Annotated in this window: 23 protein-coding genes; 12 read left to right on the forward strand and 11 right to left on the reverse strand. The window is 41.9% G+C overall.

Going from position 1 to position 25,611, the window contains the following annotated elements; translation table 11 throughout:
* Positions 1-33: 33 nt before the first annotated feature.
* Complete coding sequence (locus MST17_RS12455; protein WP_180026556.1) at positions 34-2,073, reverse strand: UvrD-helicase domain-containing protein; 2,040 nt, start codon at positions 2,071-2,073, stop codon at positions 34-36.
* 137 nt (positions 2,074-2,210) lie between these two features.
* Complete coding sequence (locus MST17_RS12460) at positions 2,211-2,843, reverse strand: OmpA family protein (protein WP_078190036.1); 633 nt, start codon at positions 2,841-2,843, stop codon at positions 2,211-2,213.
* A 247-nt stretch (positions 2,844-3,090) separates the two neighbouring features.
* Here MST17_RS12460 and MST17_RS12465 point away from each other — a divergent pair, with 247 nt between their 5' ends.
* The 6 genes from MST17_RS12465 (at position 3,091) to MST17_RS12490 (ending at position 7,568) form a co-directional block, all read left to right on the forward strand.
* Positions 3,091-4,014, forward strand: coding sequence for an acyltransferase (locus tag MST17_RS12465; RefSeq protein WP_180026555.1), 924 nt, complete (start codon positions 3,091-3,093; stop codon positions 4,012-4,014).
* 15 nt (positions 4,015-4,029) lie between these two features.
* Positions 4,030-5,094, forward strand: a complete 1,065-nt coding sequence (locus MST17_RS12470) for a preprotein translocase subunit SecA (protein WP_373683471.1) — start codon at positions 4,030-4,032, stop codon at positions 5,092-5,094.
* A 125-nt stretch (positions 5,095-5,219) separates the two neighbouring features.
* Positions 5,220-5,939, forward strand: coding sequence for a septum site-determining protein MinC (gene minC / locus MST17_RS12475; RefSeq protein WP_078193110.1), 720 nt, complete (start codon positions 5,220-5,222; stop codon positions 5,937-5,939).
* Positions 5,940-6,004: 65 nt separating this feature from the next.
* A complete protein-coding gene (minD, locus tag MST17_RS12480) occupies positions 6,005-6,817 on the forward strand; it encodes a septum site-determining protein MinD (protein ID WP_067670152.1) in 813 nt (270 codons plus the stop codon).
* Between the two features lie 2 nt (positions 6,818-6,819).
* Complete coding sequence (gene minE / locus MST17_RS12485) at positions 6,820-7,092, forward strand: cell division topological specificity factor MinE (protein WP_078190039.1); 273 nt, start codon at positions 6,820-6,822, stop codon at positions 7,090-7,092.
* A 188-nt stretch (positions 7,093-7,280) separates the two neighbouring features.
* Complete coding sequence (locus tag MST17_RS12490; RefSeq protein WP_067766167.1) at positions 7,281-7,568, forward strand: PA4642 family protein; 288 nt, start codon at positions 7,281-7,283, stop codon at positions 7,566-7,568.
* A gap of 81 nt (positions 7,569-7,649) precedes the next feature.
* On the opposite strand, the gene MST17_RS12495 is transcribed toward MST17_RS12490, so the two are convergent.
* Positions 7,650-8,552, reverse strand: a complete 903-nt coding sequence (locus tag MST17_RS12495; RefSeq protein WP_180026554.1) for an AEC family transporter — start codon at positions 8,550-8,552, stop codon at positions 7,650-7,652.
* A gap of 104 nt (positions 8,553-8,656) precedes the next feature.
* Here MST17_RS12495 and MST17_RS12500 point away from each other — a divergent pair, with 104 nt between their 5' ends.
* Entirely contained in the window at positions 8,657-9,553 is an 897-nt protein-coding gene (locus tag MST17_RS12500) for a LysR family transcriptional regulator (RefSeq protein ID WP_180026602.1), read from the forward strand.
* 42 nt (positions 9,554-9,595) lie between these two features.
* Here MST17_RS12500 and MST17_RS12505 read toward each other — a convergent pair whose 3' ends face one another.
* Complete coding sequence (locus MST17_RS12505) at positions 9,596-12,709, reverse strand: DNA translocase FtsK 4TM domain-containing protein (protein ID WP_180026553.1); 3,114 nt, start codon at positions 12,707-12,709, stop codon at positions 9,596-9,598.
* A gap of 253 nt (positions 12,710-12,962) precedes the next feature.
* Here MST17_RS12505 and trxB point away from each other — a divergent pair, with 253 nt between their 5' ends.
* The 3 genes from trxB to MST17_RS12520 all read left to right on the forward strand — a co-directional run bounded on the left by trxB (position 12,963) and on the right by MST17_RS12520 (position 15,595).
* The gene (gene trxB, locus MST17_RS12510) at positions 12,963-13,916 is read left to right on the forward strand and encodes a thioredoxin-disulfide reductase (RefSeq protein WP_180026552.1); all 954 of its coding nucleotides are present in this window, start codon (positions 12,963-12,965) and stop codon (positions 13,914-13,916) included.
* Between the two features lie 110 nt (positions 13,917-14,026).
* A complete protein-coding gene (gene aat / locus MST17_RS12515; RefSeq protein WP_180026551.1) occupies positions 14,027-14,758 on the forward strand; it encodes a leucyl/phenylalanyl-tRNA--protein transferase in 732 nt (243 codons plus the stop codon).
* Positions 14,759-14,779: 21 nt separating this feature from the next.
* Complete coding sequence (locus tag MST17_RS12520; protein ID WP_078190044.1) at positions 14,780-15,595, forward strand: arginyltransferase; 816 nt, start codon at positions 14,780-14,782, stop codon at positions 15,593-15,595.
* A gap of 85 nt (positions 15,596-15,680) precedes the next feature.
* On the opposite strand, the gene rimI is transcribed toward MST17_RS12520, so the two are convergent.
* The 7 genes from rimI to MST17_RS12555 form a co-directional block, all read right to left on the reverse strand.
* Positions 15,681-16,139: a ribosomal protein S18-alanine N-acetyltransferase gene (gene rimI / locus MST17_RS12525; protein WP_180004229.1), complete on the reverse strand. Its 459-nt coding sequence runs from the start codon at positions 16,137-16,139 to the stop codon at positions 15,681-15,683.
* Positions 16,140-16,256: 117 nt separating this feature from the next.
* Positions 16,257-17,138 (reverse strand): metal-dependent hydrolase, encoded by an 882-nt coding sequence (locus MST17_RS12530; protein ID WP_078193116.1) that lies wholly within the window; start codon positions 17,136-17,138, stop codon positions 16,257-16,259.
* A 216-nt stretch (positions 17,139-17,354) separates the two neighbouring features.
* Complete coding sequence (tuf, locus tag MST17_RS12535) at positions 17,355-18,545, reverse strand: elongation factor Tu (protein ID WP_078190047.1); 1,191 nt, start codon at positions 18,543-18,545, stop codon at positions 17,355-17,357.
* A 93-nt stretch (positions 18,546-18,638) separates the two neighbouring features.
* Entirely contained in the window at positions 18,639-20,774 is a 2,136-nt protein-coding gene (fusA, locus tag MST17_RS12540) for an elongation factor G (protein ID WP_180004228.1), read from the reverse strand.
* A 131-nt stretch (positions 20,775-20,905) separates the two neighbouring features.
* Positions 20,906-21,376: a 30S ribosomal protein S7 gene (gene rpsG / locus MST17_RS12545; RefSeq protein ID WP_005011815.1), complete on the reverse strand. Its 471-nt coding sequence runs from the start codon at positions 21,374-21,376 to the stop codon at positions 20,906-20,908.
* A gap of 178 nt (positions 21,377-21,554) precedes the next feature.
* Positions 21,555-21,929, reverse strand: coding sequence for a 30S ribosomal protein S12 (gene rpsL, locus MST17_RS12550; protein ID WP_000246374.1), 375 nt, complete (start codon positions 21,927-21,929; stop codon positions 21,555-21,557).
* Positions 21,930-22,084: 155 nt separating this feature from the next.
* Entirely contained in the window at positions 22,085-23,545 is a 1,461-nt protein-coding gene (locus MST17_RS12555; RefSeq protein WP_180026729.1) for an EcsC family protein, read from the reverse strand.
* A gap of 273 nt (positions 23,546-23,818) precedes the next feature.
* Between MST17_RS12555 and MST17_RS12560 the strand changes: the two genes are divergently transcribed.
* Both MST17_RS12560 and hemJ read left to right on the forward strand, forming a co-directional pair.
* On the forward strand, positions 23,819-25,048 hold the full coding sequence (locus tag MST17_RS12560; protein ID WP_078190050.1) for a beta-ketoacyl synthase N-terminal-like domain-containing protein: 1,230 nt from the start codon (positions 23,819-23,821) through the stop codon (positions 25,046-25,048).
* Between the two features lie 68 nt (positions 25,049-25,116).
* Positions 25,117-25,569: a protoporphyrinogen oxidase HemJ gene (hemJ, locus tag MST17_RS12565; protein ID WP_078190051.1), complete on the forward strand. Its 453-nt coding sequence runs from the start codon at positions 25,117-25,119 to the stop codon at positions 25,567-25,569.
* The last annotated feature ends 42 nt before the right edge of the window (positions 25,570-25,611 follow it).

Here is a 25,611-nt window from a genome sequence, read left to right on the forward strand (position 1 = left end):
TTCAAAAAATAAAAATAATCTACGCTTTAAGCTTTAACGCTTAATCAGCGCACGTAAATTTTCTAAATAATGCTGTGCTTGCTGTTTAGGATCGATATCCCCTGCTAGCTTTTTCTTGCGCCCTAACCACTCCAATTCATCTTGTGGCAGTTCGTCCAAGAAACGGCTTGGTGTCATTTGCCGCATTTGACCACCGGCTTTACGTTGCTCTGCTAGAGTCATGGTTAAGCCTTGACGTGCACGAGTAATCCCCACGTACATCAAACGTCGTTCTTCCTCGACCGTGTCGGCAGCAATGGAATTTTTATGCGGCAGAATTTCTTCTTCCAGACCAATCAAATAAACGAATGGAAATTCCAGACCTTTCGACGCATGAAGTGTTAACAAATTGACTTTATCGGTGTCTTCTTCTTCTTGTTGCTGTTCTAACATATCGAGCAGCACCATTTTACGAATCACACTTTCAATGTTCTTTTCATCTACATCTTCAGCGCGGTTTATCAAACTTTGAATACTGCTATATAGCACTTCAATATTATCCAGTTTGGTTTTTTCCTGCGCAGGTGTAGCTGCAGATTCTTTAACATAGTCGATATAACCTGCTTCAATCATCATGCGACGAATGATCGGAACAGGTTCATCATCTTCTACTAATTCACGAGTAAAGGTCGAAATAAAGTCCGCAAATTCGGCCAATTGGGTTGTGGCTTTTTTCGGAATCGCCATGCTTAAGCGCTGGTCACCTGCTGCACTGAGTAAGGATAAATTACTTTCCTGCGCAAATAAGCCAAGCTTTTCCAAAGTCACAGGACCAATCGCACGTTTTGGCGTATTGATAATTCGTAAAAATGCACTGTCATCTTCAGGGTTGATGATCAAACGTAAGTAGCTCATCAAGTCCTTAATTTCAGCACGAGCGAAGAAAGACTGACCACCCGATAATTTATACGGGATCTGCATTTGGCGTAGCTGTGTCTCTAGAGCACGCGCTTGGAAATTACCACGGTATAAAATGGCGTAGTCTTTCCAATTTTTACCGTTCATCAGCTTGTGCGTAATCAAGTCTTTTACCACGCGTTCTGATTCATCATCGTCATTACGACAAGTAATCACGCGGATTACTTCACCATGGCCTTTATCTGACCAAAGCTTTTTATCGAAAATATGTGGGTTATTGCCAATAACTGTATTGGCAGCTTTTAAAATACGACTGGTCGAGCGATAGTTTTGCTCAAGCTTAATCACTTTCAGATTACGGAAATCTTCCTTCAATAAAGCCATGTTCTCAGGCTTAGCACCACGCCATGCATAAATCGATTGGTCATCATCACCTACCGCAGTGAATTGTCCCATGACACCCACGAGTAATTTCACCAAAATATATTGCGCGGTGTTGGTATCTTGATATTCGTCGACCAATAAATAGCGGATTCGATTTTGCCAACGATCACGCACTTCTGCATTTTCTTGTAATAAGCGCGTTGGCATGACAATTAAATCATCAAAATCAACGGCATTGTACGCACGTAAATTACGCTCATACAGTTGATACAAATGCGCAAATTGAACATCTTCTGCTGTTTCACAAGTGGTGTGCGCTTGCTCAGGTGGAATCAGATCGTTTTTCCAATCTGAAATCATTTTCATGGCTTTGGCAATCAGCTCTTTACTTTCTGCACCCGACAAATTGTCACGATGCATTAAATCCATCAAAATGCGTTTGCAGTCATCTGCATCTAAAATAGAAAAGTTATTTTTTAACGGTGTATTTTTTAATTCCAAACGAAGCATGTTTAGCCCGAAGTTATGGAATGTAGAAACCGACAGCCCTTTTGCCTCTTCACGACTCATCAGCTTCGTCACACGCTCTTTCATTTCACGCGCAGCTTTGTTGGTAAAGGTCATTGCGGTGATACGGTGCGCAGGAATACCACAATGCTTCACCAGATAGGCAATTTTACGGGTAATCACCGATGTTTTGCCTGAACCTGCCCCTGCAAGTACTAACAAGGGTCCTTGAGTGTATTTCATTGCTTCAAGTTGCTTGTCGTTCAACTGACTTGCCAGTGACATAGTCTTTCCTCTTATTAATTCGAGGATGATTATAGTCATCTGAAACGATCTTGCCTAATGCAAAATGTATTTTATCGGTCATTAAAAATGCCATAAAAAAAGCCACCCGAGGGTGGCCTTTCGTTTCGAACTAAAACTTATTTAGTTTCGTAAACTGAGATTTCTACGCGACGGTTTTGTTCACGACCTGCAGCAGTTGAGTTATCCGCTACTGGAGAAGTTGAACCGTAACCACGTGCAGTAATACGAGTTGAAGAAATACCTTGAGACGCTAGGTAGTTTTTCACTGAGTTTGCACGGTTTTGAGAAAGTGGGTTGTTGATCGCATCAGAACCTGTGTTATCTGTGTGACCGTGTACAACGATTGCAAGTTTGTTTGCAGTACCGTCTTCACGCAATACTTTAGCAACGTCATTCAACGCAGATTGGAACTGAGATTGAATAGTTGAAGAGTTAGTTGCGAAAGTTACTGATGGCATAACAAGGTTGATCGAACCATCTGGATTACGACCTACGTCAACACCAGTACCAGCCAATTCTTGTTTAAGACGTTGTTCTTTCTTATCAAGAAGAAGACCAGCACCCGCGCCAACTACAGCACCAATTGCTGCTGCTTGACCCATTTTGTCTTTATCAGCATTAGAATAAGCAATACCAGCGCCTAAAAGAGCACCTAGACCAGTACCGATTGCTGCTTTGTCATATTCCATGTTTTGACAACCAGTAAGTGCCATTGCCCCAACTACTGCCGAAATTACTAGTGCACGCATTGCATGCCTCCTTCTTTGTGTTTTGTTGTATGGTTGAAATGATGAAGTAAAACAAATGGCTGAACCATTGATTTTTTGTTAATAATAAAACGTTTAGTTACAATTTGTAATATGAATACGAGATTTATTTGTTAATTCCATCACAATTTCTTCACAGTTCTGCAGATGCCCTTTTTTATTTAATCAACTCGAACTATATTTATTAGAATCAATCATTATTTGGACAATTTCCGCTAGGACTTTTTATATGTCATCTCAAACAAATAAGCAACCGACACTAAAAAAAATTAGCAAAGGACTTACCGTCGGTTCAGTTATGACAGGCAGTACTTTTTTCCATGGTCCTCCTGTACTAGCCCTTGGTCTAACCAAACTCTTTAAAAAATCAAAAAAGGTTGATGAAACCAACATAAAAATTACCAACAGTTGGCTCACGGTCAATAACTGGTTAATTGATCACGTTTTACCCAACACAAAATGGGATATCACCATCGATGAGGGCCTCGACTTAAATTTGCAGGGTCGCTATCTCATGACCTGTAACCATCAGAGTTGGGTCGATACAACAGTTAACCAATATTTTGGTTTAACCCGTATGCCACTGACGCGTTTCTTTACCAAATGGGAACTCATTTTCATTCCATTTGTTGGACAAGCTTTTAAAATTTTAGGCTTCCCAATGATGAAACGTCATAGCAAAGAACAAATCGCGAAAAATCCTGAACTTAAATATCGAGATATGGAAGAAGCGCGTAAATCTTGTGAACAGTTATTGAGCCAGCCTTTTACCCTGCTGAACTATTTGGAAGGCACTCGCTTTACCCCTGAAAAGCATGCGCAGCAGCAGTCACCGTATCAAAACCTTCTTAAGCCAAAAGCGGGTGGTTTAGCACTGGCACTCAATATTTTAGGGGATCAAGTTGATGCTCTCGTAGATATGACCATCGTCTATCCAAATGGTGCACCAGGTTATGGCGAATTTTGGCTAGGTGAAGTTCCACGTATCGCCGTGGATTTACGTAAAATTGAAATTCCAACGTGGGTGCATGGCGGCAACTATGAAGATGATGCAGAATTCCGTGAAAAATTTCAGCATTGGGTGGATGAGCTGTGGACGGAGAAAGACCAACTCATTACTCGTATGAAAGCTAAATACTCAGTTACTGAATAATTAAGAAGAAGTTTTATGTCGCAGAACAGCATGCCGCAAAACAAGAAATCTAAATATCATCATGTCAATCCAAACAGTTGGTCATTCAAACTGTTTTTGATTTATGACATATTCATGGTGTTTATTATTGTTTTTAACTTGTTCTGCCTGTGCATGAACTTTTTCCTCATGAGCAATCTTGGCAGTTGGTTCTTTAACAGTATCCACCTGCCCGATGTGCTGAGTTTTTACCGTGAACATTTACATCCATGGGTGATTACTACCGAAGCGTGGTTCATTATCTTTTTGATTGTAGAATTGTTGGTGCGCTGGGCGATTGCCATCATCAACAAGCACCATCAGCGCTGGTTCTTCTTCCCGTTTATACATTGGTACGAAATTTTAGCTATTGTGCCGCATTTACGTTTCCTGCGTTTATTTCGTGCGGGCATTATTGCTTATCGACTGTATGAAATGGGCTATCAAATCGTGCCTTCTGCATGGCAGAAAAAGGCATTGTTCTACTATCGAGTCGTGATGGAAGAACTGTCAGATCGTGTGGTACTTACCGTGTTAGATGGTGTTAAGCATGAGCTCAATACCAGTACAACCCATAAAGACCTAATTAGTAATCTTGTGCAGCATCACCGTGAGATGTTCACCCAAGTTTTAGCTGAGATTTTGCAAGAAAATTTAAGCAAAGAGCTACGTACTGAACGTGAATTGATCGCCAAAAATGTCGGACAAATCGTCAGTCAGGCCATTGAAGATACCCCCGAGCTCACGCAGCTATTGCGCTTAGTGCCAATCGTTGGCAGCCGCATTGAACAGCAGATTCAAAGTATCGGGCAACGTTTGGGTGAAAATATTACCCAAGGTTTAATTTCCCCATTGGCTTATCCCAATACATCTACGGCTCAAAAACCCAATCTATATTTAGACATTTCACAGCGTGTTAGCCGTATTGAAATCGAAAATAATGTCCAGCTGGATGAGTTGGTTCGCTCTGCGGTTTTTGAAAGTCTAGAGGCTATTCGTAAGCAAGTGAAAGTAAAACAGTGGCAGCAGATTATGCAGGAACAGGACCAAGCTACAGAATAAACACTTAGTCAAAAATAATTGCGAACTCCGCTAGAGTATTCATGCAAATTGTTCTAGGATTTGCTCTATTTACAACATAACTACTTCGGCACAAAAGTAATAGTTAGAAGTCTCAAGGATTCAATATGGCTGATATACGGATAAAAGGCAAAATGGTCAATGCGATTCGCATTCACCTCGATACCAATGATCATGATGCGATCCGCCAGCAACTTACTCCAATGTTCCAAAAGGCTTTTCCACCCGGAACATTAGCCGTGATTGAAAGTACGGTTGATCAAGAACTAATTGCACTGATTCAACTACTTATTAGTATTGAAATTCAACCGATTGGTGTCACTGAAGGTCCGCTATCGGACCAAGCACGTGCTATCCAATTTCCCGTAGTTCCTGCGGATCGCAAACTACAACAAGTTAAACCGACACGCGAACAAGTGGTTGAAGAACCCGCACCTGCAGAAGAAAAAACCGAAGATAAAATTGCTGCAGTCGAAGTACCGACCATTCGTCATGCTACGTCGTATCACAATGAAATCTTACGTACAGGTCAATGTTTAGTCCAAGACCATGGCGATATCATTATTAATGCTGGTATTAATAGCGGTTCAGAAGTAATTGCTTCAGGAAATATACATATTTATGGTAGTGCTCGTGGTAGAGTCATTGCCGGAGCTGGTGGGAACACGGCTGCACGTATTTTCTGCCATTCATTAGAAGCTGAATTGGTTTCAATTGCAGGGACTTACTGTGTCGCTGATGACATTCCACCTCATGTGGTCAAACAGCCAGTACATATTTATTTGAATGACCAGCAAGAGCTAGTATTTGAAGCTTTGCAATTTTAATGTATAAATAATCACCAAACCCCTAATTAAAAAAAGGGATTTAAACCATAACAGGAGTGGATTCGGTGGCGAAAATTGTTGTCGTAACATCAGGTAAAGGTGGCGTAGGTAAAACAACTACAAGCGCATCTTTTGCAACAGGTTTAGCCCTTCGCGGCCACAAAACTGTTGTGATCGACTTTGATGTGGGTTTACGTAACCTAGACTTGATCATGGGCTGTGAACGCCGCGTTGTATATGACTTTGTAAACGTATTGAATAACGAAGCTCGATTACAACAAGCGCTTATTCGCGATAAAGATATTGAAAATCTCTACATTTTACCAGCATCTCAAACACGTGATAAAGACGCGTTAACAGATGAAGGTGTAGCACGTGTAATGGACGAACTTTCTCAAGAGTTTGATTACATTATTTGTGATTCACCTGCGGGTATCGAACGTGGTGCAATTTTAGCAATGTATCATGCTGATGAAGCGATCATTGTAACGAACCCAGAAATTTCTTCGGTACGTGACTCTGACCGTATTATTGGTATGCTTGACAGCAAAACCAAAAAAGTAGAACAAAACGAAGGTCGTATCCGTAAGCATCTCTGTATTACACGTTTCAATCCAGAACGTGCGGATAAGCAAGAGATGTTGACGATTGATGACATTTCAAAAGATATTTTACGCGTACCGACTTTAGGTGTTATTCCTGAATGTAAAAGCGTTCTACAAGCATCAAACGAAGGTAAACCAGTGATTCTGTTTACAGAAGAAGCGGCTGGCCAAGCGTATGATGACCTTGTTGCACGTTTCCTTGGTGAAGAACGCCCTTACCGTCATATTACGGTAAAACCTAAGGGTTGGTTAGCACGTCTATTTGGAGCGTAATCATGGCAGGATTCTGGAGCAAACTTTTTAGCAGCGACGAGAAACCGTCAAGCGCACAAACGGCAAAAGATCGTTTAAAAGTCATCGTGGCATCTGAAAATGGTCTAGGTAAACGCCTCAGCCAAGACAAGATCGACATGATGAAAAAAGAAATCATGCAAGTGGTAAACCGCTATGTTCGTGGTGTAGATGAGCAACATATTCAAATGTCTGTTCGTTCTGAAGCGAATATTGAAATGCTTGAAATGAATATCAATTTGCCTGAAGAACGTTAATCTGAATTCTGATTAGCCAAGTAAATTGAATCAAGGCAAAATGTGAGAGTGGCAGAAATAGGATTTTAGCTATATTCCGCCCACTTGAAGTACAGCTTCAAGTCTTGCGACTAGGTAAAGCCGTGCTTTACTCATCTAGTCTCTCATATTTTGCCTTTTTGTATTTTTAAACCAGCAAGGAGATTGCGATGGCATTATCTCAGCCAGCAACGTTCAACGAAGAATGGTCAGATGAGCGTGTATTTGCCTACCTTACTCAGCTTCCTCCTGAAGGAGTGAATGGCGACTTTCACGTGCTTTACCATGCTTTCAAACATATGCGTCCAAATGACTATGAGCGTCTTTTGACTCAATTCGTTGCCGATGGCCGTGATGTGAACGCAACTAATCCTGAAGGTCAGCGTATTCATGACGTAATTGCTCAATACCCACGTCAAAGCGCAGGTTTCCTCGAAGTATTGGCAAAATTTGCTTAATTTCGAGTACCAAAAAAAAGCCCGCATGATGCGGGCTTTTTTTATCAGATTTAAAATCGGCGTTATTGAATATCATCATGATCAATGCACGATCAACATGAGCAATGGAAACATCAAGCCAAAACCAATGGTTTGTACACTAATAATCGCCGCCATCAGTTGTGAATCGCCCCGATAATAGCGTGTCAAAATATAAGACGATGATGCCGTCGGCAAAGCAAAAAAGACCACTAAAATCATCCGCTCAAAATCAGTCAAACCCATCCATGTACTCAATAGATAAGCAATACATGGCATTAACATGAGACGCCCTATCGTATTTAAACTTAAACGACGTAGATCGGCGCGCATTTGCTGAAACTGTAATGCCGCTCCCACAGACAATAAACCCAAAGGTAAACTCATTGCCGCCAATATTTTTAGCAGCTCGGGTAAACCATTAAATAAGGTGAGACCTGATAAATTAAATAGAACACCGACTACACAACCTAGAATGAGCGGATTTTTCGCGATAGAAATACAGGTTTGTCCAAGCTGTTTAACGCTGATATTGGAAAAAGACAGGACAGAAATGATATTCACCAAAGGAACAGCCACAGCAATCAACATCGCAAACATTTGCATGCCTTCTGAGCCAAACAGCGCCCCCATTAATGACAAGCCAATATAGGTATTAAAACGAATATGACTTTGGATATACACGCCAAAACGCTGCACGGGGATATGCATAAACTGCTTGATCCCCCACAACACGATGCTGATCAAACAGGTGCCCGCAACCAGTACTGTCAACATTCGTGAAACAGTGTTCATATCCAATTGCACGGCTGATACATTCAAAAATAGCAGCACAGGAAATAAAACGTAGTAATTAAGTTTTTCTGAATTTGCCCAAAATTCATCCTGAACAAACTGTGTGTATTTAAGCACATAGCCCATCGCGATTAATGCAACGAGGGGAAACAATGCGACGACGATATTCATGCTGTACGCCTTGAAATAAAGTAGCTATTTCATCTTTAACCATTTATGTAGCACAATATAATCCTCATCTAGACTCATAACAAAATGAGTAATTACTCATGGCAATGACATTTTCTCAGCTTGAAATTTTTATTAAAGTCTCAGAACAACAAAGCTTTACTCTCGCTGCTCGACAGCTGGGAATTACTCAGTCAGCTGTCTCTCATACCCTAAAGTGTTTAGAGCAACATTGGAATGTCAGCTTATTTAGCCGTGAACAAGGCGAAATTAGCCTGACTCATATTGGTCAGCAGTTATTACTGCATGCCAAAGAAATCATCAATACGGCACAAATCATGCAACAAGAAGTGCATGCCGCACATGGTATTCAACAAGGAACGTTGAGAATTGGCTCTTTTGGTTCTTCTAGTTCGATTCATCTGCTTCCAGAGCTATTAAAGGCATATAGAGAGCGCTATCCGCACATTGAGATCTATGTCGAAGAAGGTACCGATGCAGAAGTGTCTCGTTGGATTTCTGAACGTCAGATTGATGTGGGTTTTGCCGTACTCCCTAAGCCGCAGCTGTTCACCTTCCCGTTAATTCAAGACATTTTCATTGCCTTGATTCCAGATAGTTATTCAGTTTCCAAACACAGTCATTTAAATATCCAAGACCTGCAAAATTACCCCTTTATTATGACCCGTGCGGGCAGCCAGTCCCATGTCGAAAAACTGCTTAAACAACACCACATACAACCTAAAATCACCTATCAAATGTCGCAACTGTTAACCATTTTAAATATGGTGAATTTACAGGAAGGGATTGCTATCGTTGCAGATATGGCGATGCCTGCTGAGCTGTTGGCATTGCATCCACATGTGGTCAAACGTCCACTCTTTCCAAATACCCAACGGCAAATTGGACTCGCCGTAAAAAATCAAAAACTCATGAGCCCTGCCTGCAAAGCCTTTATCGAATTGGCCCAGTCCATGTTCTACCAAGATGAGTTCTCAATCTAAAAATAAAAAAAACCTGCCGAAGCAGGTTTTTTGTTTTAGGACTTAGACCAAGATATCTCGTTTGCCATTTGGCCCCATCCCACTGACGATGCCATTTTCTTCCATCTGATCAATAATCCGTGCTGCACGGTTATAGCCGAGACTGAATTTACGCTGTAAAGATGAGGTCGATGCTTTACGTGTTTCCAAAACGAAACTAACACATTGATCATACAGCGCATCACGGTCTGATCCACCATCACCATCTTCAAAACCGCGAGATGTCGGCTCTTCATCATAAGGCGTGAGGATTTCATCGACATAATTCGGTTCACCGCGCTCACGCCATGCATCACAAATACGGTTCACTTCATCGTCTGAAATAAACGCGCCATGTACCCGTTCAGGTTCAATTTTCCCCGGTCCGAGGAATAACATATCACCATGGCCCAGTAAGTCTTCCGCACCACCAGCGTCTAAGATAGTACGTGAATCCAGTTTACTGTTCACACGTAGCGCAGCACGCGTTGGAATATTGGCTTTGATCAAACCTGTCACTACATCTACGGTTGGACGCTGAGTCGCCAACAGCAAATGAATCCCTGCTGCACGTGATTTTTGTGCAAGACGGGTAATCATTTCTTCAGCTTTTTTACCCACTTGCATGATCATGTCGGCAAATTCGTCGGCAACAATTACGATCAACGGCATAGGCTGTAAACGTGGCGCACGACTTTGCGTTGCTGAGTCATCTGGCTTCCAAGTTGGATCAATGAGATCTTCACCATTAGCCATTGCTTCTTCAATTTTGCGGTTAAAGTCAGTCAGCTTACGTACTTTCATCAAAGACATCAGCTTATAACGACGCTCCATTTCATTCACACACCAGTTCAATGCACTCACCGCATCTTTCATGTCAGTTACAACAGGCGTTAACAAATGTGGAATATCGTTATAGTTGGCAAGTTCCAACTGTTTCGGGTCAATCATAATGAGACGCAGTTGCTCAGGTGTGTATTTCAACAACATCGACAACAACATGGCATTGACTGCGACTGACTTACCAGAACCCGTAGTACCTGCCACCAACATATGCGGCGCTTTCGCCAAATCGGCCAAGACAGGATTACCTGAAATATCTTTACCCATCGCCATACTAAGTAAGGCATTTGGATCACGGTAAGCAGGAGTTTCTAACAGCTCAATAAGACGAACCATTTCACGTGAACTATTTGGGACTTCAATCCCGATATACGGTTTACCCGGAATGACTTCCACCACACGTACAGAGGCCATAGACATCGAACGTGCCAAGTCACGTGAAATATTGGTCACTTTCGACGCTTTCACACCAGGTGCTAAATCAAGTTCAAAACGTGTTACGACTGGTCCCGGCTGTGCCTCTACAACTTTGGCTTTGACATTAAACTCTTGCAGTTTAATTTCTAAAAGTTCAGACAAGCGAGACAATTGCTCTGCAGTGAAATTGACTTTCTTGTTCGGATCAACCGGATCTAAGATTTCCAAGCCCGGCAAAGTCGGTAAATCCAAGCGTTTTTGTGCCACTTGCATCGCACGTGACATTGGACGACCAGAGGCATCGGTTAAAGGAGCATCAAAGTCAAAATCATCTTCGAGATCTAAATCGATGTCTTCAGGTTTGCCCGCCGTTTCTTGCCACACTTCACGGAAAGCATCTTTATTCGAGCTGATTAAGGCTTTTTCATCATCAGATACAAAAGTCTGCGGCTGCGTATTGATTTCAGCACGAACCAAAGGCGTAGATTGCGCGTAACTACTGGTTGTACGAACCGGCTGCGCCTGTTCTATCGCTCGCTCTGCTTCTTCAACCAGCAAATCATCAAGATCATTAAATTCGGTTTCAGCACTGATATTTTTCGGTGTGGTCAGCGGTGTAATCTGTGCAGCAGCTACACCTAAACCTGCAACTGTGGCAGCAGCACCTGTAGCAAATTCATTTGAATGCGTTGTTGGACTTTCATTTTGCGCTGTATTAAATGGGCTATGCACATCCGTCGCTGTTTTACTATTCGGGACAGCCGCTAACAGCTCATCGAAGATTTCATCATCATCCCAATCCACTGATTTTTTAGCAGGTTGCACCGCTTCTGTCGGAGAATTCGAATGCACATCTGCTGTTTTGTTGAAATATTCAGTTTGATTGGCAGGCTGCTCTTCTTCCGCAGCTTTGAGTAAAGCATCAATATCTTGTTTATGCCTTTGGTCATCATTTGAATGCAAGGCACGCCAAACCTCTCCTGTCGCAACAACACGTTGTTGATCTTGCTCAAACTGACGCACTTTCGCCAAAGTATGTTCAAAATCATCATCGGATGGTGTAGCAGTCTCCATCGAATCTACCGTAGATAAATGCTGTACATTGCCTTCTTTTTCTGCCCATTCTTTATCAGCAATATCATCAAATAAACGCTCAGCAACACGATCGCGTACTACAGGGTCAACCTCTACGGCATGATGCTCATGGGCGGGTGTAACTGGTGTAACCACTTTTGATGCATGCGCAGCAGCACTCTCTTTTTTAGTCGTTGGTACTGTACGGTCAAATGCGGTGTCGCCTTCAGGCACATTGCGATAGAACAAATCTTGCAGATAAGCTGGTGTCGATTTCATGGTTGCCCATGTCTTATTCCACTTGATGCCAAAGGCCAAAGTGAACAACATGATCCAAAATGCAATAAGAAATATTGCTGCACCATAGACCGTTAAAATTTGTTCAAGACTTTGACCCAGTTCATAACCAATAATCCCGCCCGATGCATTTTCTAAAGTATCTTCAGGGACATTCCAAAATAGGAAAAGTAAACTTGAAGTTGCCAGTAAAATAAAGAACTGAGCGGCATAACGAAATGGACGGTTTAAAAAACTACGTGGCCACCACACTTGAATTGCTTCGAGAAATAAATAGACAGGTATCAGCAGACTTGCCCAACCTAAAAATCCATAGAGTAAATCAGCGATCCATGCACCTGCGACGCCGCTGGCATTTGAAACTTGCTGAGTATCACTGGATAAATGCATCCATCCCGGATCAAATGGCGTATATGTGACTGTTGCAAGGAACAGATATATCCCAAATGAAACAAGGAATAAAGTCATTATTAAGCGCTGTGCATATGCACCCGACACCGCTGTCATATACGTTCCTGTAACCAATTCTTCATGAATGTTTTTGTCATTACCCACAACAAAAATGGGCTGAATCTAAACCTGTTATTATGCACCTGTTCAATAAAAAAGATGCAAGATAATTTAAGTATAGTTGTTAACTTTATTCTATATAGCTCAAAACGATTTCGATGATCAATAATATCGACTTTAATCTCACACAATCGTTTCAAACTTTGACGTATAATTCCACAAATTATCATATAAAAAAAGGATTCTACGGATGAGCGCTCGTCACTCACGTCTAATTATTTTAGGTTCTGGTCCTGCAGGTTATAGCGCTGCGGTATACGCTGCCCGTGCGAACCTGAAACCGACACTCATCGCAGGTATTCAATTAGGCGGTCAATTGACTACAACGACAGAAGTAGACAACTGGCCAGGTGGTGCAGAAGGTTTAACAGGCCCTGCCCTAATGGAACAAATGCAAGCTCATGCTGAACGTTTTGGTACAGAAATTGTGTATGACCATATCAACGAAGTGGACCTCAATGTTCGTCCGTTCGTGCTTAAAGGCGATATGGAAGAGTTTACTTGTGATGCATTGATTATTTGTACAGGTGCAACTGCACAATATTTAGGTCTTGAATCAGAAGCTGCTTTCATGGGTCAAGGCGTAAGCGCATGTGCAACATGTGATGGCTTCTTTTATAAAAATCAAAAAGTCATGGTTGTCGGCGGTGGTAATACTGCTGTGGAAGAAGCGCTGTATCTTTCAAACATTGCTTCTCATGTCACTCTTGTACACCGTCGTGACACTTTACGTTCAGAGAAAATCCTTCAAGATCATCTTTTTGCAAAAGAAAAAGAAGGTAAAATCAGTATTATTTGGAATCACCAAGTGGATGAAGTCATTGGCGATAACACCGGTGTGACTTCTGTACGTATTAAATCTACGCTAGATGATTCAACTCAAAATGTTGATGTCACTGGAATGTTTGTGGCGATTGGTCACAAACCAAACAGCGGTATTTTTGATGGTCAATTGAACCTACGTGATGGCTACATCCAAGTTCAAAGCGGAACTGCGGGTAATGCAACACAAACGTCTATTCCGGGTGTATTTGCTGCGGGTGATATTGCCGACAGCATTTACCGTCAAGCCATTACTTCTGCAGGTTCAGGCTGTATGGCTGCACTCGATGCTGAAAAATACCTTGATGCACTCGGTGAATAATCTTTTGCTTAAGTCATTTGCTTAGCTAAACAGTTTTAAAAATTAGCCGACCTGATGGTCGGCTTTTTTATGTATGATAAAAATCCGTGTAACTCAATAAGAAGCTTGGCATGCCGATACTCCCTCCTTCTGAATTTACTTTCCCCGATCCAGCTGAATGCGATCCTGATGGTGAAGGCTTAATTTGCATCGGTGCTGACCTCTCTCCTTCTACATTGTTTGAAGCCTATAGCCATGGTCTTTTCCCGTGGTTTAGTGAAGGTGATCCGATTTGCTGGTGGTGTCCTGAACCCCGCTGCATTATTCGACCGCAGGACTATCATCCAAGCAAATCGTTATTACGCAGCATGAAAAAAATGGACTATAAGATCACCATTAATCATGCGTTTGAAACTATGATTCGCTCATGTTCATTGCCACGTAGTTATGCCAATGAAACATGGATTTCAGAAGATATTATTCAGGGATATTCTGCGCTGTTTGAAGCAGGCTATGCTTATAGCATTGAAGTTTGGGAAAATGAGACCGTTGTCGGAGGACTCTATGGCGTCAATATTGGCCATGGCTGCTTTGGCGAGTCTATGTTTAGTACACGAACAGATGTCTCTAAAATGGCGTTTTACACCTTAATGCTCATCGGGCAAGAGAATCAGTTGCCATGGATTGATTGCCAATTGGTCAACGATCACCTCTTAAGCTTAGGTGCGAGTACACTTTCTCGCCAACAATACCTTAATTCGTTACAAGATGTTGTTAAACAACCCTCTATCGATTGGAAAAAGTATCAGGACAGTGTATTTTCAAGTAAAACAATAGCGCAATGGGCAAGTCTCAGCGCATGACAATAAAAGAGGGATATTACGATGAATTCCTATCAACCGAAGTCCCTGTTGAACGAATTACAGTACTACATCACGCCTCCGCATGATTGTAGCTACTTAGAAAATAAATCTGCTCGGATGGTCTTTCTTGATCCTGTCCATCGTATTGATGTGGTCACGTTATCTGAACTTTCCCGCATGGGTTTTCGTCGTAGTGGGGATTTTGTCTACCGCCCTGAATGTCATCTTTGTCGCCAATGTTTGTCCTCTCGCGTTCCTGTTCATGAATTTCAAATGAACAGCGTGCAAAAAAAAGCGTGGAAACGGAATCAAGATTTAACGGTGAAAATTAGCCGTCCTCAAGATGCCGATGCAAAGCATTATGCCCTGTACGAACGCTATATCAATGAACGGCATGCTGATGGTGATATGTACCCACCTAGCCAAGATCAATTTGAAAAATTTTTAATTAATAGCTGCACTGACAGTTTCTTTTTAGAGCTATGGTTGGATGAGCAACTAATCAGTGTATCTACCTGTGATCCACTCGATGATGGTATTTCAGCGGTATATACCTTTTTTGATCCTGATGAAAGCCGTCGCTCACTAGGGACTTTTGCCATTCTGAAACAAATCGAGCATGCACAAAAGCTTGGATTGCAATATGTCTACTTGGGCTATTGGGTGCCAGATTCGCAAAAAATGAATTATAAATCTCAGTACATTCCACTGGAACTTCTGCTTGATGGACAATGGCGTCGACTCAATCGACCACTGACCCAAGAAGAAATTAGCCAACTGGGGGATTCCCTGATGACCACCTTACCTTCAGGTTGGAATAATCCTATTATTAAATAAAAGGGATCAAACAAAAGATCTTCAATAAAAAAGCATTCGTTTATTCACGAATGCTTTCTTTAAATCTGATGACGCTTCACCGCTTTTATTTAAATAAAGCTGCAAAATCATCAATACAAGCCTTCACCATAATAATGGCGTGCTCACGAGTTCCATCGGCATTTGGATAATAATTCTTTCGCAAATCGATTTGATGAAAATCCGCTTTTTCATATAAACGGATCGCTGGTTGATTACCTTCTCGCACTTCTAAGAAGATTTGAATGGGGTTATTTTTGAGTAAGGCAATAGATTCATCGAGTAATTGAAAACCTAATCCTTTGCCTTGCTGGCTCGGATCGATCGCCATTAACAATAAATTTGCTTCATCTAAAACGGGTTGTAAAATGCAAAAACCTACAACTTTTCCTTGTCGCTCAATCACCGTACTTTGATAGGCAGCAATCGATTCTTGAAATTGTTTTAAGGTCCAAGGATGGCTTTGTACGCGGCGCTCGATATCGTAAACCTGCTGTACATCAGCGTCTTGCATCAAACGAATCATCTTCGTTTATCTTTCTATAGCTAGGGTATGCGCATTATAAAAAGTTTGCTTCTAAAGTTGAATAAAAAAAAGAGCGATTTACATCGCCCTTCTCAAAAAGTCACCACAGCGCTGTGATTAGAGACCCAAATATGCTTTCCACGTTTTTAACAAACCTGAAGTATCTAAATCATTCGGGTGAAAACCTGGTTTAAAATACATCAGCATTTCTTTACCCATACCAGTGATGATGCCTTTTGAAGGGCTATAACCATAGGTATAAATATCTTTTAATGCTTCAAAATTAAGCTTGTTATCTTCTTTTAATAAACGAGCAACAAAGTAGCTTTGTACGAAGAATAAAGTCACCATTGCGCCAATCAATGAGCCTGTTCGGAGTGCGTAGGCCTTAATTCCCTGACCAAAGACACCTTCAAAAACATCATAAGCCACGGCTTTATGTTCATTTTCTTCAATCGCATGCCACAACCACATATTTTTCATGGTTTCATCTGTCATTAAAGCTTGAATATGTGGGTTAACCAATAACTGTGAAGCGATGGTTGCAGTGAAATGCTCAAGTGCCGTAGTTGCGGTAAGATCTACCATTTCTTGAGTGATACCAACAGGTTTACCAATACGTGCAAAAACTTTTCGCACACCTTGGATAACTCGACCCGTTGCCTTATCAAGCGTTTCGACATCATGACCGTATTTTTGTGCAGAGGCATTGAAACCTTCATGCTCTTGCGTATGCATGGCTTCCTGACCAATGAAAGCACTAATTTCTTTTTGTAGGGCTTCATTATTTGCGATCGCGGGATGTTTACGTACTGCACGCACACTATCAATAAAGAACATTTCACCCGCGGGAAATAAAGCAGATAATGCGGTCATAAAATGTGTCAAACCAGCTGAGCCGTTCATCCAGTACTCTGGTACCGCATCAAAATCAAAATTCATGCGGCGTACAGGGAAACTTGCACCTGCTCGATTAGTAATCTTTACTTTAGCGTTCATGCCTAACTCCTTTTTGAGTTATGAAATACTCAAACTTTTATTGGTTTTCTTGAGTTCATATTACGGTTTTATTGACGCGTAATTATTTCAGTTAAGGACAGTGAATTATCACTAAAGGACAGCTTTAAAAAATATTGTCAGACAATTTCCCTATCACATTGAATAAACATAAAAAAAAGCGCCTCAAAGAGGCGCTTTTTTACACACATTTAGTGATTATGCAGTTACTTTAGAAACAACACCCGCACCAACTGTACGGCCACCTTCACGGATCGCGAAGCGTAAGCCAGCGTCCATTGCGATTGGGTGGATTAATTCTACTGACATTTCCACGTTGTCACCAGGCATAACCATTTCAACGCCTTCTTTAAGCGCGATCGCACCAGTTACGTCAGTTGTACGGAAGTAGAACTGTGGACGGTAACCGTTAAGGAATGGAGTATGACGACCACCTTCGTCTTTAGAAAGTACGTATACTTCTGCGTCGAATTTAGTATGCGGTTTGATTGTACCTGGTTTAGCCAATACTTGACCACGTTGAACGTCTTCACGTTTAGTACCACGTAGAAGAACACCACAGTTCTCGCCCGCACGACCTTCGTCAAGAAGTTTACGGAACATTTCTACGCCAGTTACAGTTGTTTTAACTGTATCTTTAATACCAACGATTTCAACTTCTTCGCCTACTTTCACGATACCAGTTTCAACACGGCCAGTTACTACTGTACCACGACCTGAAATTGAGAATACATCTTCGATTGGCATAAGGAATGCAAGGTCGATAGCACGTTCTGGCTCTGGAATGTAAGAGTCAAGAGCTTCAACAAGAGCAACTACTGCGTCTTCGCCATATTGACCAGCTTCACCATTAAGCGCTGCAAGAGCAGAACCACGGATTACTGGGGTGTCGTCGCCTGGGAAGTCATAAGTAGAAAGAAGTTCACGAACTTCCATTTCTACTAATTCAAGAAGCTCTTCGTCGTCAACAAGGTCGCATTTGTTTAAGAATACAACGATGTAAGGTACACCTACCTGACGAGAAAGAAGGATGTGTTCACGAGTTTGTGGCATTGGACCATCAGTCGCAGCACATACAAGGATCGCACCATCCATTTGCGCAGCACCAGTAATCATGTTTTTAACATAATCGGCGTGACCTGGGCAGTCTACGTGAGCGTAGTGACGGATTGGAGAATCGTATTCTACGTGTGAAGTATTAATTGTAATACCACGTGCTTTTTCTTCTGGTGCAGAGTCGATTGCAGCGTAATCTTTCGCTTCACCACCGAATTTTTTTGCACATACAGTTGCAATCGCAGCTGTTAAAGTCGTTTTACCATGGTCAACGTGACCGATTGTGCCCACGTTAACGTGTGGCTTATTACGTTCGAACTTAGCCTTAGCCATGAGATCTTCCTTTTTAAACTACTCATGCAGGGATACTGCATGAGCATTTGGTTTTTAACTATGAATTAGTTTGGGCTTATAGTAATCGAAAGATTACTCGTCGTCACCTTTTTTACCGCCAGATTGGAACTTAGCGATGATGCCTTCAGCCACGTTACGTGGTGTTTCAGCGTATTTAGCGAATTCCATAGAATAAGTTGCACGACCTTGAGACATAGAACGCATATGAGTTGCGTAACCAAACATCTCAGAAAGTGGAACTTCTGCACGGATAGCTTTAGTACCACCAGGTAAATCGTCCATACCTTGAACAAGACCACGACGACGGTTTAAGTCACCCATGATATCGCCCATGTAGTCTTCTGGAGTTTCTACTTCAACTTTCATGATAGGTTCAAGCAAGATAGGATCTGCTTTCATGAAACCGTCACGGAATGCGTAAGAACCAGCCATTTTGAACGATAATTCGTCAGAGTCGACGTCATGGTAAGAACCATCGAACAATGTCGCTTTGATGCCAACAACTGGATAACCAGCTAGGACACCATTCTTCATACGTTCTTGGATACCTTTGTCAACCGCACCGAAGAATTCTTTAGGTACTACACCACCTACAACTTCTTCAGCGAACTCGTAATCTTTGCCAGCATCTTCAGCAAGTGGTTCTAAACGTACGTATACGTGACCAAACTTACCTTTACCACCAGTTTGACGTACGAACTTACCTTCTTGTTCAACTGATTTTTTGATCGTTTCACGGTAAGCTACCATTGGTTTACCAATGTTCGCTTCAACGTTGAATTCACGCTTCATACGGTCAACAATAATGTCAAGGTGAAGCTCACCCATACCAGCAATAATTGTTTGACCAGATTCTTCGTCAGTACGTACGCGGAATGAAGGGTCTTCTTTCGCCAAACGACCTAAAGCAACAGACATTTTTTCTTGGTCAGCTTTAGTTTTAGGCTCAACCGCAAGCGCAATTACTGGCTCTGGGAATTCCATACGCTCTAGTGTAATTACATTGTTTTCATCACATAATGTATCACCAGTCGTAGTATCTTTAAGACCTACACATGCTGCGATATCACCCGCACGAATTTCTTCAATATCGTGACGGTCATTTGCGTGCATCTGTACGATACGGCCAACACGTTCGCGCTTCATTTTAACTGGGTTATAGCAAGGGCTACCTGCTTTAAGCACACCAGAGTAAACACGTACGAATGTTAAGTTACCTACAAATTTGTCGTTCATGATTTTGAACGCAAGCGCAGAGAACGGAGCATCGTCAGACGCTTCACGAGAACCTTCAGTTTCGTCTTTGTCGTCAAGGATACCTTTAATCGCCTCGACATCAGTCGGCGCAGGTAAGAATTCAATTACAGCATCCAACATACGTTGAACACCTTTGTTTTTGAACGCTGAACCACATAGCATTGGTTGAATTTCATTCAACAATGTACGTGCACGTAAACCTGAAACGATTTCTTCTTTAGTTAACTCACCTTCTTCAAGGTACTTGTCCATGAGTTCTTCTGATGCTTCCGCAGCAGCTTCAACCATGTTAGTACGCCATTCGTTAGCTAGTTCAACTAATTCAGCAGGGATTTCGCCATATTCAAACTTCATACCTTGAGACGCTTCGTCCCAGATAATCGCTTTCATTTCGATTAGGTCAACAACACCCTGGAAGTTTTCTTCTGCACCGATTGGAACAACGATTGGCACTGGATTACCACCAAGACGTGTTTTAACTTGTTCAACAGCACGGAAGAAGTTCGCACCAGTACGGTCCATTTTGTTCACGAATGCAATACGTGGAACTTTATATTTATTTGCTTGACGCCATACAGTTTCAGACTGAGGTTGTACACCACCTACAGCACAGTAAACCATGCATGCACCGTCAAGAACACGCATAGAACGTTCAACTTCAATAGTGAAGTCTACGTGTCCTGGGGTATCAATTACGTTAATACGGTGCTGTTCGAATTGGTTACCCATCCCTTTCCAGAAGCATGTTACTGCCGCTGAGGTAATAGTAATACCACGTTCTTGCTCTTGTTCCATCCAGTCTGTAGTTGCAGAACCTTCGTGAGTTTCACCAAGTTTGTGACTCTCACCTGTGTAGAACAAAATACGTTCTGAAGTGGTAGTTTTACCAGCATCAATGTGCGCAGAGATACCAATGTTACGATAACGAGAAATTGGGGTTTGACGAGCCATGATTTCTAGCATTCCTAAATTTTGTTGTTTAAAACAGGACGCTTTAAGCTGCATAGCAACTTAAAGCGATTCGATGACAAAACAGTGACAACTGATTTGTCACCCTCCTGAATAGGGGCTGTTTTATCCGCTTAGAAACGGTAATGAGAGAAGGCTTTGTTGGCTTCAGCCATACGATGCACATCTTCACGTTTTTTGATCGCTGCGCCTTTACCTTCAGCTGCATCAAGCAACTCACCAGCAAGACGTAAAGCCATAGTTTTTTCAGAACGCTTAGCAGCAGCATCTACTAACCAACGCATAGCCAAGGCAGTACGACGGGATGGGCGTACTTCCATAGGCACTTGGTATGTAGCACCACCAACACGGCGTGCTTTTACTTCGACCATAGGACGAACTTTTTCAAGAGTAGTCTCGAAAAATTCAACTGGGTCTACTTTAGATTTTTCTTGAACGCGGTCTAAAGCACCGTAAACGATACTTTCAGCAATAGATTTTTTACCATCTTGCATTACGTGGTTCATGAATTTAGCGATTGTTTGGCTGCTGAACTTAGGATCCGGAAGGATTTCACGGGCAGCAACTACGCGACGTCTTGGCATTTTAATACACCTAATAAATATGACACTTCAGGTTATTCCAGCAGGTGCACAAAGTGTCATGTGCTTTCGCTGGCCTTACTATACGTCGCTTGGAATTTTCACAAAAAATGCAGAAATCAGACAAGCGAGACGATAAAGGATTGCAGTTCTAACGAACTAAGAAGCCAATCTTTTCAGATTATTTCTTAGGACGTTTAGCACCGTATTTAGAACGAGACTGGTTACGATCTTTAACACCAGCACAGTCTAAAGAACCACGAACGGTATGGTAACGTACACCTGGTAAATCTTTAACACGACCACCACGGATAAGAACAACACTGTGCTCTTGTAGGTTATGGCCTTCACCACCGATGTAGCTAGAAACTTCAAAACCTGAAGTTAAGCGAACACGGCAAACTTTACGCATTGCTGAGTTAGGTTTTTTAGGTGTAGTTGTGTAAACACGTGTACAAACACCACGACGTTGTGGACAAGCCTTCAACGCAGGAACTTTAGATTTTTCAACTAAAGTTGTACGACCCTTACGGATCAACTGATTTGTTGTTGCCATTTGGCAATTCTCCCGTTAATAAAAAGCCCCAAAAAATACTACTTTTTGAGGGCATGCAATTGTAAGCGAAGACTTAAAATTGGTCAACAATATACGATCATCGAAAACATTTATTCATCATGAGTTGCGCAAATTTTCACCCACAAATAAATAGGTTATTTTTCAGAAGAATCCGCTGATTTTTTTGTAACTTTATCTACGGCTGCTGTTTTGGCTTTACGCGACTTAGCTTTGGGTGCAGCTTTAGCCACAGGGATATCCTCCTCCTGTACAGCGTCCAACACATCAAACTCATCCGTTTCAGCTAAAGCAGGTTTTTGCGCAGCCACGGGCGCATGCGGCTCAACAACTTTTTCTGCGAGTGCCTCCAAACCTTCTGAGACTTTTTGTTCCTGCGCTACCGCCACTTCGGCTGCATCAGCGGTTTTAGCTTGTGCTTTTTTAGTGACTTTTACTGCGCGGATACTCTCGTGACCTGCAACATCTATGGTCTGATCCAATACTGGTTCAGCCAAATCAATATCTTTCGCCTTAATGCCTTCTAGTAATTTAGGTGTTGCTTGAGCAAGCAACTCAAGAGAGCGCTCATAGGCATGTAATGGTGACAAGGTGATATCTTGATGCTGCAAAATATATTGGCGCGCATTTGAAAAGACTTGCTGTGCCTTCTGATTCACTTCATCCACCAAACGGCGACTATACACCACACTTACACCAGCACTCGCCACAGGAGATAACCGTGATAGCTGATTTAAAAGTGAAACTTTTGGCATTTGATTGAGCCATGCCCACTTGAACTGACCATTTTCATCCAGTACATATTTTTTCAATACTGCTGCATCGGTGTCTGAACCCACCAATTGCTGCAACTGATGTAAATCACTATTTTGTAGCGTACTACTCAGAGCTTTTATTGCCATAAGCAAAGTTTGTTTTTCTGCAATTAAACTCAAGTCGACCTGTTTAAAAATAAACTGAACAATATCTTGGTCACTTTCTTTGCTTAAGTCGAAACCATAAGAACGTCCAACTTGATAAATCACTCGCAGAGTCATAATCAGTGAAGCAGGGATATCAATACTTGAACCAATGACACCTGTCGCACCTGTTAAAGCCCCTTGAATCGAAGCAATCCATTTATTTTGCTCACCCAGAGCCTGACTAATACGACGCGAACGATCGACATCTTGTGTCAACTCTTCTAAATCACGTACCCCAGCTTCATCCAGTACAGCATCTACAGATGAAATATCCGAACTAAAATTATTCAGTCGATCAAATATATAATCAGAAATTTTGTCACTAAATTGAGGAGCAACAAAATTAGCCACATTATTTACGGTATTAAAATGTCGACCCAATAATTGTCTAGAAACATTTGGAACGTGTTCACGCAAGATTTGCTGAGGATTATCATATTTTTTTACATCAAATACGCCCGCTTGCCTTGACTGACCCTCCAAGGTTTGACCATTTTTTTGAGGTTGAATGACCTTAGTTACGGATTCGGGTGCGACATGATTAATGATGGACACCCCAGTAGAACTGAGCTTTTTAGCCACTCCAAAGGCGTTTGAGAGTAGACCTACCGTTGGTTTATTATTCGTTTTCACCATTCCCTACCTCATTAAAACTATTCTTGAAATTATTGATAAATACTAGGTGTAGTCAAACTTTATCACAACTTGAATATGTATCTTTAAGTTAAGTTTTTTGCTGCATCGTTGCAAATTAGCTCAGTCAAAAATAGGCATAGGATTTGCCATAAGAATTCAAAAAGCTTTCTGCTATCATTATTCCAATCAAATTATATGAGTTCGTCTATTTAGAAAGTTTCCTTCGTATACTTTCAATAGCTTGCTCACACACTACCTATAAAGGATCTGTAGATGAAACGTGTTGTAATCACTGGTATGGGCATCAACTCATGCATTGGTAATACATTAGAAGATGTCACTCATTCTTTGCAAAACGGGATTTCTGGAACACGTTTCAACCCAAGTTATGCTGAACTTAATTTCAAAAGTCATGTCAGTGCAGCTGCAGAACAAAACTTTGACGGTATTGACCGTCGCTTAAAACGCTTTATGGGCGTATGCGCAATGTATGCATACAACTCAGCTTTGGCTGCGGTAGAAAATGCAGGCTTAACAGCAGAACAAATTGGCGGTAATCCACGCTACGGTATTGCGGGTGGTTCAGGTGGTGGTTCAACTGCATCTGTTGTTGAAATGAAAGAACTTCTAGACACCAAAGGTGCACGTAAAGTTGGTCCATTCTTTGTACCTCGTAACATGACCAACACCATTACTGCAAACGTGGGCGTGGCATTTAAAATGCAAGGTATTGCACATACGATTACTAGCGCATGTGCAACATCTGCAGATGCCATTGGTTATGCATACAACCTGATTCAATTGGGCAAACAAGACTTAATGCTTGCCGGTGGTGGTGAAGAAGACCATTGGTCACAAAGTCTTTTATTTGATGCAATGGGTGCACTTTGTTCAAAATATAATGACACTCCAGAGACTGCTTCACGCCCTTACTCTGCTGACCGTGACGGTTTCGTGATCGCAGGTGGTGGTGGCTTCGTTGTACTAGAATCTCTTGAACATGCTCAAGCACGTGGCGCAAACATTTTGGCTGAAGTTGTCGGCTATGCAGCAAACTCAGATGGCGCAGACATGGTTGCACCATCAGGTGAAGGTGCGACTCGTTGTGTCCTGATGGCGCTTGAAGAAGCAAAACAACACGGCGTAGACAAAATTGACTATGTAAATACACACGGCACATCTACTCCGGCAGGTGATGTTACTGAACTTAAAGCAATGGAACGTGCTTTCGGTGAAGGACAAGTTCCTCCACTCAGCTCAACCAAGTCGATGACTGGTCACAGCCTCGGTGCTGCAGGTGTACAAGAAGCGATTTACTCTATTTTGATGATGCAAAATGACTTTATTGCACCAAACATCAACGTGACTGAACTGGACGAAGGTGCAAAACCTTTTGATATCGTACTTGAAAAACGTGATGCAAAATTGAATACTGTGATGAGTAACAGTTTTGGTTTTGGCGGTGTAAACGCTTGCCTCGTTTTCAAAAAATGGGAAGCTTAATATAAAGTTTGCTGCTTTGGCGCTTCGGTGCCAAAGCACACACCCACCGCCCTTTTAAGGGTCAATATATGGATGCTCCATCAGATGCTTTCCTCTGGGTCAAAGCATTACATATTATCGCAGTTGTTTGCTGGTTCGCAGCGCTATTTTATCTCCCTCGCCTTTATGTCTACCATGCCATGAGTGATGATGCTACGAGTCATCAGCGCTTTCAAATCATGGAACGCAAGCTATACCGCGGCATTATGTGGCCTGCAATGATTGCTACACTGATCACGGCGCACTTCCTCGTCGATTGGGGTGATGCAACTCGACACTACCATGAAGCGCTTTGGTTCTACCTAAAAGTAGGATTGGTTGGACTTTTGGTGATATATCATTTTGTTTGTGGTTATTACCGTAAAAAGCTTATCGAAAATGCACATTATAAATCGCATAAGTTCTGGCGTTATTTTAATGAAATGCCAACTTTGATTTTATTTGCAGTGATCATTTTAGTGGTCGTGAAGCCAAGCTTCTAAACGACTGTAAAAAAGCCCCTACTCATTGGGGCTTTTTTATTT

Source organism: Acinetobacter sp. YH16056_T, from assembly GCF_024605895.1.
GTDB classification, from domain to species: domain Bacteria; phylum Pseudomonadota; class Gammaproteobacteria; order Pseudomonadales; family Moraxellaceae; genus Acinetobacter; species Acinetobacter amyesii.